Origin of the sequence: Nostoc sp., assembly GCF_036917375.1 — a bacterium.
Classification (GTDB): domain Bacteria; phylum Cyanobacteriota; class Cyanobacteriia; order Cyanobacteriales; family Nostocaceae; genus Nostoc.
In genome coordinates, this window is the sequence record NZ_JBALDN010000025.1 from 1 (window position 1) to 12,002 (window position 12,002).

Consider the following 12,002-nt stretch of genomic DNA (forward strand, 5'->3'; position numbering starts at 1 on the left):
CTTTCGTCTTTAATCACAAAATGAGGTTAGTTAAATGTCTGAACTTACGGATGAACTTCAATATATTTTGAATTGGTTAAAATCTACCAATCATGATTTCTTTGATTGTTACAATCCAGGTTTAACTCGCCAGCAGATTGACGAAATTACAAAGGATTTACCATTCCGGTTATCCGAAGAAGTATACGAACTTTATCAATGGCGCAATGGAACCGCCGATCTTGGTTATAACAATGGCTATCTACCACTCTATTTTTTGTTTCCTGAGCAATTAAGAGCCGATATCATTTGTTCTTTTTGTTCCTTGCAAGATTCAGTTTATATTTACAAAAGTATAGGGGAAGCAACTAACTACGATGATGCATATTGGAAGCAAGAATGGTTTCCTATTGCTGCGTATGAGAATAAAAGAATGCTTTATGTAGTTGGCGATCTCGATCCATCTCCGGTTTATCTTTGGGATGTTGGTTGCCTTGAGGATTCAGTAAGAATATATAAAAATCTTCTCAGTATGATATCTGTAATTGCAGAGTGTTGTGAGTTTGGATTATATCAACTCATACCAGATGAAGATGGAGAGGAAGATGACATGATAATCCAAATAGATGAAGAAAAACTGAAATTTGAAAAAGAAATATATCGAAAATATAACTCATAATTATAGTTAAGAAAAATTGTAGGTTGGGTTAAGCAAAGCGCAACCCAACAAAGTCCTGCAAATGTTGGGTTTCGTTCCTCAACCCAACCTACGTAGTTTAAGGTTTTTGGGGCTAACCCAAGCTTATTGGGCTATATCTTAGTCACATCTTTCTTAATAGTCACTTATTAACTTGCAATCCGCTGTATATTGCATCTGCAACTCTGACTACTTAAACAAATACTAGAAATAACTGACACTAAAAATAGTTGAAAATCTCAGTAAATACTTTAGGAGCAGTAGCTTGCAGAATAAAGATTTTGTCACAAAATTTAGCAGAAATCAACATAATTGTTCAGATTTTAACTGAAGAATAGTTTAACTAGTGCAAGAAGGCATAGAGAAGTCTCAGCAACGACTTTGAATTACCTAATAAAAGTTGTGACTAATTTCTGCTAAAAGACAGCAGGAAAAATTATCCACGTTTATTTCTAGCTTCTTACTTGTAGTCTTTATGAAGATATTTATGCAATCAAATTTTAGTACTCAACCAACTCCCAACTCACAATATATACACTCTAAAATGCCAGCAGATTCATCTGTTAACATTTTCATCGGATATTCTATTTTGATTCCAATGATTGTGTTTATAGGGTTTAATATCTATAAAAAACACCGGGCTGCTGTTTTCCGCCGACAAGTTGCTTCTTTAGAGAAACTGTGGCATTTGAATATTAAAAAAGAGCTTGAAGAAAAATAATCATGAAGTACTTATTTCTAGTTTGGGTGCTTATATTCTCTTTAGTCGCTCCTAGCGCGGCGATATCTGATAACAAGCCGCTTCTCGACGAGAGCTTATACGAACACGTTGACGCTGAAGTAAAACAGCCATACTACTTAATATCTGGACTTGGCACAATCCACCATCCAGTTTCTACTTCTAATCCCCAAGCCCAAGAGTTTTTCGATCAGGGATTAAATTTAATTTACGCTTTTAATCATGATGAGGCAGTGCGTTCTTTTCAATATGCTGCCAAACTCGATCCGCATTTAGCGATCGCATATTGGGGTGTTGCTTTAGCCTTGGGGCCTAATATTAACTCGGCCATAGACCCCAATCGGGAATTAGCTGCTTACCAAGCAGTACAGCAAGCTTTGGCCCTTTCTACCCAAGCTTCCACCCAAGAACGAGACTACATCACCGCCTTAGCAAAATGTTACTCTCAAGATGCCGATGCTGATTTGTATCAACTAGCGGTAGACTACGCCAAAGCAATGGGAAACCTAGTCAAGCGTTATCCTGATGATTTGGATGCAGCGACACTTTACGCTGAAAGCCTGATGGATCTGCATCCTTGGCAGCACTGGACTAAAGATGGTAAGCCACAGCCAGATACAGAAGAAATTGTGGCTGTTTTAGAATCAGTTCTCAAACGTAACCCAAATCATGCAGGAGCTAATCATTACTATATCCATGCAGTGGAAGCCTCACCTTTTCCAGAACGCGCCCTTGCCAGTGCTAACCGACTCGGAACTCTAGCGCCAGCAGCGGGACACTTGGTACACATGCCAAGTCATATTTATTTTCGTGTGGGAGATTATGAAGGGGCAATGCAGGCAAACGAGCAGGCGATCGCTCAAGATGATATTTACATCAAAAAATATCAAGTCCAGGGCACTTACCCCATGATGTATTATAACCACAACGTACATTTCCTCATGGTGGCCAGTAGCATGGCAGGAAGATATGAAGATGCTCTGAAATCCGCAGAGAAATTAGTTGCAAATGCTACTGCAATTGACCTGTATGCACCAATGCTTGAGGGATTCCTGGGTAGCAAAATGCTGATTCAGACACGCTTTAGTGATTGGGATGCCATCTTAAAAACTCCTGCTCCCGAAGCTAAATTGTCCACTACCTCAGCACTTTGGCATTTTGCTCGTGGTATGGCAAGCGCAGCCACAGGCAAACTTGAAGACGCAGCAAGTGAAAGTCAGGCATTACTGGCTGCCAAACAGAGAATTTCCATCGAGGCAACTATTGGATTCAGTCCTGCCAGTAATATTTTAGACATTGCCTCAAAAGTTCTAGACGCCAAAATTGCTAGAGAAAATCATGATTATGAATCTGCCATCCAATTGCTAGAAAAAGCAGTAGTAGTAGAAGATGCCCTCAATTACGTGGAACCACCAGACTGGTATTTTCCGACGCGGGAATCTTTGGGTGCTGTGCTTTTGGCTAAGGGTGACTATAGAGAAGCTGAGAAAGTCTTTCGTGCCGATTTAAAAAAATATCCCCATAATGGACGTTCTCTATTTGGCTTGCAGGCAAGTTTGCAGGCACTAGGCAAAGATGAGGCCGCTCAACTTGTCAAAGCTGAATTGGAGACAGCTTGGAAAGGTGATGTTCGGCAACTTAAGATTGCAACTTTGGTTAATTAGCCGAACATGATGTTACCAAGAAGGGGAAAAGGGGAAAGGGGAAGGGGGAAGGGAAGAAGGAAAAACTTTTACATCATTTGGTATAAAGCCCCTATTTTTAAATATGGAGAACAAAAAAGAAGATTTTACCCGCCACTGAGTGCGATAAAAATTGCCGACTCGATATCTGAAACCCCTGTTTTTAAATATGGGGTTCCCGTTCCCCTTTCCCCCTTGCCCTTTCCCCCTCTTTTTCATGCCACTTACTCCTCTTTTCCGAAAGGAGAGGCTAGCGCAAAGAAAAAGACTTGCGATGCTTGCTGGTATAAGCATCGCAGTTGCTTTTATAGCAGGTTATCCAAAAGAGTACAAGTCACAATAGTTTTATATTTGTTGCCTGACTTTGCCTTTCGTATTAAAATTTTGAAGTAATGCTTCATGGTGAATGCAGTCAAACGTTCAATTCGGATATTAAAGATGCGCCCCTGCATGTCTGATTTTCTATATCACCCTACAGAATTTATCTTATTCCATTTCCAACCCCTTTTTGCGGTGGATTGTACTTAGGGTATGTGGGGGCGGGCGATCGCTTAGGTGCGATCGCATCACTGGTTAACTATCTACTGGATGCAAAGAGTTGGCTCGTATGTCATCCTAGATTTATGAGAGTTAATTCGGTGATGTCTTTGGTTTTAGTATTGAAAGGCTTTTTCCTTTTAGTATTTACAGACTTCTGAGAGAAATTAAAATCTCTACACAGTGATGATTTTGGAGAGAATCGATGTCAATTTATGTAGGTAACCTCTCTTATGACGTTACACAAGAAGATTTAAGTGGTATTTTTGCAGAATATGGTACTGTAAAGCGCGTTCAAGTACCTACTGACCGTGAAACAGGTCGTCCGCGCGGCTTTGCTTTTGTGGAAATGGGAACTGAAGCTGAAGAAAGTGCTGCCATTGAAGCTCTCGACGGTGCTGAGTGGATGGGTCGTGACCTGAAAGTGAATAAGGCTAAACCCAAGGAAGATAGAGGTGATAGAGGTTCCTTTGGTGGTAACAGAGGAGGATACGGCAACCGCGGCGGTGGCGGTGGCGGTGGCGGACGATACTAACCTTGGAAACAAAAACTTACCAAGAGTCTTAAGGTCAGACAAACAAGAGTCTGTCTTTTTTTTGTAATGTACCGCCTGCATAGCCATTAGACCTCTTGCAAAACTGCTTTTTGCAAGAGGTGGGAAAAGGGTAAAGGTTAAGGGGGAAGGGCAAAATACAGAACCTTTCCCTTTCCCCCCGCCCCTTATCCCCAGAGGGGGCCCCACCTTCCCCTTTTCCCGACTTCTGCAAGAAGTCTATTGATGAAGTCAACTTAGTAGGAGAAATAATGACCCAAGTAATTGTAGGTGACAATGAACACATTGAGTCAGCCTTACGACGATTTAAACGAGAAGTTTCCAAGGCGGGAATTTTTCCCGACATGAGAAAGCATCGTCATTTTGAAACACCCTTAGAAAAACGCAAGCGCAAAGAAGTTGCCAAGCACAGACAAAGTAAAAGAAGTTTTCGTAATTAAGGGCTGAGATACAGCAGAATTCAGGAGTCAATAGTAAAACAGGCTTTATACCTTGCTTTGAGACTTAGCTTGTATACTTCACCTTCCTGGAAATCCGCTGTAAATATGAATGAATTCCCTCATAGATTCTATGAGGGTTTTCCTTTTGTCTATTTTAAAATCAGGAAACCTAAAGAAACGCTAAAATCAAGTCAGCCTTTGTATTGTAGCGGTTGTGTCCCACATCACTCAGAGTGCGGTTCACTGCATAAATCCTGATTGTCAACGTCCTTATCCTCAGCCTTGGGGAAACAAATTTTGCAACAGCTGTGGCGCACCGCTAGAGTTGTTAGACCGCTATGTTCCACTTCAGCCTTTGGGTTCGGGAGGATTTGCTCAAATTTACACGGTTTGGGATGAAAAAACTCAAACAGAGAAAGTGTTGAAAGTATTGGTAGAAGATTCGCCCAAAGCACTGGAATTATTTACCCAAGAGGCGGCAGTTTTATCCGGTTTGCACCATCCAGGTGTCCCCAGAGTCGATGCTGAAGGGTATTTTCAAATACAACTGTTTAACCCCAAACCGCACCAACTGCCTTGCCTGGTAATGGAAAAAATCAATGGCCAAACTTTAGAGGAAATATTAAAAAAGTTTCCCCAAGGGTGTCCAGAGAGTTTGGTTTTAAATTGGTTTGCCCAAGCTGTGCAGATTTTACAAGAATTACACAAACGTCAGATTCTTCACCGGGATATCAAACCTTCTAATTTAATGCTGGGTACATCTTTGCCATCTGTCAACCCGTCTCCAGGGCAAGCAGAGGGCGATCGCTTGGTGTTGATTGATTTTGGTGGGGCGAAACAATTTAGTGCCTCTAAGCTGCGTTCTCAGTCTAGTTCCACGCGATTATTTTCTTCTGGCTACAGTCCACCAGAACAAGTTATTGGAGGTATTGTTGGGCCAAGTGCCGATTTTTATGCTCTTGGTCGAACGATAATTGAACTACTAACAGGCAAATACCCGCTAGAGTTGGAAGATCGGCAAACGGGTAAATTGCACTGGCGCACTATGGTGAATGTCAACCCGCAACTAGCAGATTTGCTGGATGAGATGGTGCAGGAGGATGTGCGATCGCGTCCAGCGAATGCAGCTATAATTCAAAAACGTTTGGCGAAGATTTCTCAACCATTACCGCCACCAGGGTTATTTGCTCAACTCCAAGACAAGATTAAGCAAACCTCAACGCAAGTTTCCCAGAGATTTACACTGATAACACAAGCTATTGAACAAGTTTTAGCTAACTTGAGCCTAGCTGTCACCAAAACCGTTATTTTTATCGCTCAGACAATCTTCAAAATTTTCCGAGCTTGTTTGGCGACGATTTGGGCGATCGTACTGAGTACTATCGGCGCTTGTTTTGGTGCGATCGCTGGTTTTATTTTGGCCTATCATACCAGCTTAGGGCCTCAGGTTGTGCAATTGATTGGAAGTCAGCTAAACCAATTAGTACCAAATACTCAACCCGTCTTCGGGGCAGATATTTTGGTGTTCGTTGCCGCAGGCTGGGGAACCGCATGGGGACTGACAGTATCCGGGTGTTTTGGTCAACGGCGGCGGTTTTTAGTGGCTTCCCTGATGGGCATAATTAGTTATGGCTTCGGCTGGTTAATTTTGCAATTAATCACCCCAAAAGATAGCGGCGAGGGCTTAGTGGCAGTGATTTTAGTGGCAGTTTGCCTACTCACCTTGAGTTTAGGACTTCGCAGCCATCATGTAGTGTACGCTGTGTTCGCGGCCTTTGGCAGTGCGATCGGCTATGCAGTTTTGATTCTTTTGAAGTTAGCACCCCCAATTTTCCAATTTACCAGTCAACCAGCTTGGTTAGAGTTATACTTACCTCTGACTTTTTTTGGCTCTGTAGGCTTCTTTATCAGCTTCTGGTTAGGAGTGAGTTATTACCTAATTGTCCCTGGACTGCGCCTTTTAGGATGGCGATGAAGAAGGCAGGATGGCAGGAGGCAGGAGGCAGGGGAGAAGTTGCAGTAATACCAATTGGAAAAAAGAATGCGACAAATAGACCATTTGTAGAGACGCGATTCATCGCGTCTTTAGCCAAGGATGTGTTGCAATCATTAATTGAATTGGTATAAGTTTTAGTTTTTCTCCTCTGCCCCTCTGCCCCTCTGCCCCTTGTGCCCAATCCCTAAAAACAAGATCCCCCTAGTCGTATTTTTATCGAGCTAGGGGGATCACATATTTGGTAGTCTATAATTGGTTCGGTATAGTTCCTTACGATTTGATTCTATAGCCTATATTTCCGTTTGAGTAGTCTTACTATTAGAATTTATGGTATTTTTACAGCTTCTTAATCAATGCTTCATCCCTGTACTTCCTTAGAGAAGCAGTATATGTAAGGATGACAGTACGTGATGTTCGTAACTTGTCATTTTTGTAAATATCAGTAAAAAATATGAAACTTAAGATTGTTGCCACCGTCTCCCTGTTAGCTTGTTTAGGGTTTGCAGAGCAGGCTCTTGCGTTAAATCAGCTAGACTTGGATCAGTTGAAGGCAACAAGTGCCTGTCCTCGGTGTAATTTGAGCGGCGCTGATCTAACTAGGCTGAATCTAACTGGAGCAAATTTGCGAGGGGCTGACTTGAGCGGCGCTACATTATCTCAAGCTAATCTCACAAATGCCGATTTCACCGGTGCAAATTTAGAAAATGCGATTCTAAATTCGGCGAATCTTAGTGGTGCTTCTTTAACAGGAGCAAATTTAAAATCAGCATCCCTGGAAAATGCCGATTTGTCTTTTGCCGGCTTCATCAGTGCCAATTTAGAAGCAGCAAACTTAAAAGATGCCAAATTGCAATTTACTAATTTTCGAGGGGCTAACTATCGACTAACCACTCTGGCTAATGGTGTCGTCACCTCCGATATGCCTTATGGCTGGTCGTTAGAGCGTCAAAAGACCAGAGAATGTAACCAGTTCAAACCTGAAAATACTCCAGGCACAACCTGCTATTCAAAATAAACTGGGCATTGGGCATTGGGCATTGGTCATGGGGAAGAGGACAAGGGGACAAGGAGAATTGGAGACAAGGGGAAAGACTTGTTGTAATCTAACTTTTGTCACCTTGTCCCCCTTGTCCCCCTTGTCCCCTCTGCCTCCCCTGCTCCCCTGCTCCCTTGCTTCATTCTTCACGCATCGTTCGTATAGCAAAAGCATTTTGTTTGTTAACAGTTCTTTATCATGGGAAAAAAGCCTAGCCTATAGATTAATTAAATCGATGCTTACCCATATAAAAGACTTAGCAGCAAAACTAGCGCCCCGCTTAATTGAAATTCGCCGCCACATCCACTCTCACCCAGAACTCAGCGGTCAGGAGTACCAAACAGCAGCCTTTGTAGCTGGTGTTTTGTCTTCCAGTGGACTGCACGTACAAGAAGGAGTTGGGAAAACGGGCGTGATTGGGGAACTCCAAGGCACTAGCCAAAATGACCGTTTATTGGCAATTCGCACTGATATGGATGCCTTGCCAATTCAAGAGGGCACTAATTTGGAATATGCCTCTCGTACAGATGGGATTATGCACGCTTGCGGTCATGATGTTCATACCACTGTGGGGTTAGGAACGGCAATGGTGCTGTCCCAAATGGCTGAGGAGTTGGGTGGGAAAGTACGGTTTTTATTTCAGCCAGCCGAGGAAATTGCTCAAGGGGCAAGCTGGATGGTGAAAGATGGGGCGATGGAAAATGTCTCGGCTTTATTAGGGGTTCATGTTTTCCCTTCTATACCCGCAGGTTCTATTGGGGTGCGTTACGGGGCATTAACAGCCGCCGCCGATGATTTAGAGATTCTGATTATGGGAGAATCTGGACACGGGGCGCGTCCCCATGAGGCGATTGATGCGATTTGGATTGCTTGCCAAGTAATTGCTGCGCTGCAACAAGCTATCAGTCGGACACAAAATCCTTTGCGTCCTGTAGTATTGAGTATCGGGAAGATTAATGGTGGCAGAGCGCCGAATATAATTGCTGATAAAGTGCAATTATTAGGAACCGTGCGATCGCTCCATCCCGAAACCCGTGCCCATCTCCCAAACTGGATTGAAAACATTGTATCTAATGTTTGCCATACCTACGGAGCAAAGTATCAAGTCAATTATCGCCAAGGTGTACCCAGCGTCCAAAATGATTACGCCCTAACGCAATTGTTACAATCAGCCGCAGAAGAAGCTTGGAGTAGCGATCGCGTTCAAGTACTACCCGAACCTTCCCTTGGTGCTGAAGATTTTTCTATGTATTTGGAACACGTCCCCGGTTCCATGTTTCGCTTGGGTGTCGGCTATAAAGAAAGAATCATTAACCACCCATTACACCATCCCCAATTTGAAGTGGATGAATCTGCCATTATTACCGGGGTTGTAACTATGGCCTATGCCGCTTATAAATACTGTCAGCAAAATTTGTAAACAAAAACTCCCAGCAGATAAACGCTGGGAGTTTTTGTTTAACTAACTTTTTTTAGCAGATATAGAAAGCTCGAAAGCATCCTACACATTCGATTCGCTAACAACGCCCAATTTCTCTTGAATTCGGGTCTTAGCGGCTTTGAATTCAGTCGCCAGTTGTTCGGTTTCATCGCTGCTCAAGTTGTTGCGAATGGCAGCAAACATTGTGCTTTCTTCTTGACGAATATGGTCGCCAATAGCATCCATCAACTGTTTAACTTTTTCTTTAAATTGAGGTGAAGATGGGCTAAGAGCCTTAATTTCCTCTAACGCCTGCTTTGCATGAGCTTGTTCATCAAACAATTCTTGGGTGTTATCTTGACCGTAGAAGGGACGTACTCTGGGGTAGACTACTTCCTCTTCAGCTTCAGCGTGGGCACTTAAATCCTTGTAAATTTGACCGAAGTACTCTTGGATCTTTTGTGGATCGTTGCTTTGTAGTAGTTCGGTGAACAGGGTATTTACCTTGTTGTGATCGAGGCGGATGACATCTTGGATATTTAGATCCTTTTTGTCGCTATTTTGGGTGACAGCACTACCAACTACACCACTGACTGCGGCCATAGCGTCTTGAACACGTGCCCAAATTCCTTGATCTGCATCTTGTCCGGTGAGTTCGCGGACACCCAGAATTTCCAGAATGCCTTTGAGTTGCTCTTGGTGAGCGCGATTTTCAAAGTTAATGGTATTCAATGGCCCGATCGCTAGCAACACATCAGCACCAACTTTTTGAGCAGCTTTGTGAACTATCAAGCCACTCATTACTATTTGATGTTTCAGCAATTCATGCTGAGAGACTTTCTCATACAGGCTTAACTCAGAACCTTTGAACAATTCGCGAGCTTTTTCAATGAATTGTGTAACATTTTGTTTGGGTTCAGCCTGAATGCCATACTGACCAATTACGGTTTCCAAAACACCAAGGTTTTTTTCATCATCTTTGATAAAATTTCGGATGCGATCGGCAATTTCAGCATCAAGCCCTTGCGCCAAAAGCGATTGTTCATTTTCGATCGCCAACTGTTGCAGAGCTTTAATACTTGCAAGTTTTACAGCAATAGCATTGCGTTTCGTATCATCTAAAGTAGTTACCATCCGTGTTCTCCTCGGCAAAGTGTTCGTAATTCTTACTTGATATAACCTTGACACAGAGACTAGGGAGATTCCATCTTTCTTTTGAGCGATCGCGCTCACAACTCTGGGTAGAGAAAAAAACTTTTCATTAGAGAAAAATTGCTGCGATCGCTTCAATTTCATTGATGGTTGCAATCAAATCAAGCAGTTTAGTATGACACTCAAATTTAATAGATTACCTATTTGGGAATAATCTATATCTTTGGAATGAAAATTAACATTAAAAAAACTACTTCTTATTCAAGAGGGCAAAATCGTAACCAGTTCCACTAGAGCAAAACTCACAACGCTCAATTCTGACAAGCATTGCTTCTCCTTGACGCTCCCCAGAGGGCGAAAACTGAATCATTCCGGTTGCTCCAGATGTTGAAAAATTGGGGTTAGACAATGCCCTTTGTAATCCTTCGCGGGTACTATCTTCTTTTAAGCCAGCAATAATTGCTTGGAGTGCATCATAAGCTCCTGCTGTTCTCTGATTTACTTGTGCATTCCAAAGCTGAAAGGCATTTTTTGCAAAGGGGTTATCTTTATAAGCATCACGATGCCAATACACAGGTAATACCATTCCTTCGAGATCCTTGCCATTTTGTAAAGTTGTAGCACTGTACATAGTTTCAGAAGCAAACAGTGGCTTTCTACCTTTAACTTCTTGTGCTACCTTGGTGGCAAAGTAGATATTTCTGATTGAAGGCATTAGTAAAAAACCACTTGCATTTTCTGTTTCTATTGCTTGATCTACAAAAGCTCTAGGATCAAAATTTTTGTCTGCTAAATTACAAGGCGTACTAATAACGTTGCTGCCATATTTTTTGATAGCTTGAGTATACTGTTCTACAAGTATCTGATTTGATGAAGAGGTTGAATTATCTCTTGAACTACGAACATCGCCACAAATAGCAACATTCCTTGCTTGTCTAGCAATGTAGCGAGAATGAGTATCTACTAAATTATCATATAACGGATTTACGTGAAATAAGTAGTTACCTGTGGAACTATTAGGCTGACTATTTACTGTATAATTATCTAATTTCTCTCGATTTTCTGCTTGATTTGGTAGCTCGACTGGCAAGACTAAAACCAAACCTTTCTCTTTATATATTTCTGCGTTACGTCTAACACCTACAGCAGCTACAAGGCTTTTATCTTCAACTAATTCATTATCTAGCCGTGCAGAATCTTCTCTATTCTCAGCACTGGCAATTACAATTTGCAATTTTTTACCATTAATTCCTCCTTGGTTATTAACTTCATTTTGAGCTTGAGCTACACCACGTAAAATCTCTTCTGCTAAACTAGGATCGAAGTTAATTGGTGCGACGATCGCAACTTTTATAGCTGACGAATTATCTCGCGCTATTTTGGCATTGTTTAAATAAATTAAAGTTTCTGGATCATTTGGATTATTTTTTAGAGAATCAGTAAACCTTTTAACGGCAATACTGTAATCTTTCTCCGCAAAAGCTTTAACTCCATCTGTTTTTTCAGGAGATGTTTGCACTTTCACCAAAATCCTTGTACCCAAATTCATTAATGACGCCTTATTTGTCAATGAAGATGAAGTTGAGATGGGGCTTGATGGTGTTACAATCCTAGAAGAAACTTTGCTAATTAACCATAAAATACCTGCTACCATTACTCCAGCCAGACCCAGAGAAATAAGCAGTCTCAAGTTTTCTTTTTTATCTGTCATGAATAATTATCCAAATTTTACAAAGTTTATTTGAAATAACAATATTTCTGACAAGTGAGC

Annotated in this window: 10 protein-coding genes; 8 read left to right on the top strand and 2 right to left on the bottom strand. The window is 41.8% G+C overall.

The window, feature by feature from the left end:
• Positions 1-34 precede the first annotated feature (34 nt).
• From V7K45_RS06325 to V7K45_RS06360, 8 genes are all read left to right on the top strand, one after another.
• The gene (locus tag V7K45_RS06325) at positions 35-658 is read left to right on the top strand and encodes an SMI1/KNR4 family protein (RefSeq protein ID WP_335001478.1); all 624 of its coding nucleotides are present in this window, start codon (positions 35-37) and stop codon (positions 656-658) included.
• Positions 659-1,163: 505 nt separating this feature from the next.
• Positions 1,164-1,397 carry a hypothetical protein gene (locus V7K45_RS06330; protein ID WP_335001480.1) on the top strand — a complete coding sequence of 78 codons (234 nt, stop codon included), beginning with the start codon at positions 1,164-1,166 and terminating at the stop codon, positions 1,395-1,397.
• 2 nt (positions 1,398-1,399) lie between these two features.
• Positions 1,400-3,079, top strand: coding sequence for a tetratricopeptide repeat protein (locus tag V7K45_RS06335; protein WP_335001483.1), 1,680 nt, complete (start codon positions 1,400-1,402; stop codon positions 3,077-3,079).
• A 760-nt stretch (positions 3,080-3,839) separates the two neighbouring features.
• Positions 3,840-4,169, top strand: coding sequence for an RNA recognition motif domain-containing protein (locus V7K45_RS06340; RefSeq protein WP_335001485.1), 330 nt, complete (start codon positions 3,840-3,842; stop codon positions 4,167-4,169).
• Positions 4,170-4,438: 269 nt separating this feature from the next.
• A complete protein-coding gene (gene rpsU, locus V7K45_RS06345) occupies positions 4,439-4,627 on the top strand; it encodes a 30S ribosomal protein S21 (RefSeq protein ID WP_012407716.1) in 189 nt (62 codons plus the stop codon).
• Positions 4,628-4,841: 214 nt separating this feature from the next.
• A complete protein-coding gene (locus V7K45_RS06350) occupies positions 4,842-6,602 on the top strand; it encodes a serine/threonine protein kinase (protein ID WP_335001487.1) in 1,761 nt (586 codons plus the stop codon).
• A gap of 472 nt (positions 6,603-7,074) precedes the next feature.
• Positions 7,075-7,638 carry a pentapeptide repeat-containing protein gene (locus V7K45_RS06355; protein ID WP_335001488.1) on the top strand — a complete coding sequence of 188 codons (564 nt, stop codon included), beginning with the start codon at positions 7,075-7,077 and terminating at the stop codon, positions 7,636-7,638.
• Positions 7,639-7,894: 256 nt separating this feature from the next.
• A complete protein-coding gene (locus tag V7K45_RS06360; protein ID WP_335001490.1) occupies positions 7,895-9,079 on the top strand; it encodes a M20 family metallopeptidase in 1,185 nt (394 codons plus the stop codon).
• An 81-nt stretch (positions 9,080-9,160) separates the two neighbouring features.
• On the opposite strand, the gene V7K45_RS06365 is transcribed toward V7K45_RS06360, so the two are convergent.
• Both V7K45_RS06365 and V7K45_RS06370 read right to left on the bottom strand, forming a co-directional pair.
• Positions 9,161-10,213, bottom strand: a complete 1,053-nt coding sequence (locus V7K45_RS06365; protein ID WP_335001492.1) for a hemerythrin domain-containing protein — start codon at positions 10,211-10,213, stop codon at positions 9,161-9,163.
• Positions 10,214-10,481: 268 nt separating this feature from the next.
• On the bottom strand, positions 10,482-11,942 hold the full coding sequence (locus tag V7K45_RS06370; protein WP_335001494.1) for an ABC transporter substrate-binding protein: 1,461 nt from the start codon (positions 11,940-11,942) through the stop codon (positions 10,482-10,484).
• Positions 11,943-12,002: the final 60 nt, after the last annotated feature.

Bases quoted from the DNA above. Each gene is read 5' to 3' on its own strand.
- V7K45_RS06355 (WP_335001488.1), top strand. From the start codon at position 7,075: ATGAAACTTAAGATTGTTGCCACCGTCTCCCTGTTAGCTTGTTTAGGG.
- V7K45_RS06370 (WP_335001494.1), bottom strand. From the start codon at position 11,942: ATGACAGATAAAAAAGAAAACTTGAGACTGCTTATTTCTCTGGGTCTG.
- V7K45_RS06360 (WP_335001490.1), top strand. From the start codon at position 7,895: ATGCTTACCCATATAAAAGACTTAGCAGCAAAACTAGCGCCCCGCTTA.
- rpsU (WP_012407716.1), top strand. From the start codon at position 4,439: ATGACCCAAGTAATTGTAGGTGACAATGAACACATTGAGTCAGCCTTA.
- V7K45_RS06325 (WP_335001478.1), top strand. From the start codon at position 35: ATGTCTGAACTTACGGATGAACTTCAATATATTTTGAATTGGTTAAAA.
- V7K45_RS06365 (WP_335001492.1), bottom strand. From the start codon at position 10,213: ATGGTAACTACTTTAGATGATACGAAACGCAATGCTATTGCTGTAAAA.
- V7K45_RS06330 (WP_335001480.1), top strand. From the start codon at position 1,164: ATGCAATCAAATTTTAGTACTCAACCAACTCCCAACTCACAATATATA.
- V7K45_RS06340 (WP_335001485.1), top strand. From the start codon at position 3,840: ATGTCAATTTATGTAGGTAACCTCTCTTATGACGTTACACAAGAAGAT.
- V7K45_RS06335 (WP_335001483.1), top strand. From the start codon at position 1,400: ATGAAGTACTTATTTCTAGTTTGGGTGCTTATATTCTCTTTAGTCGCT.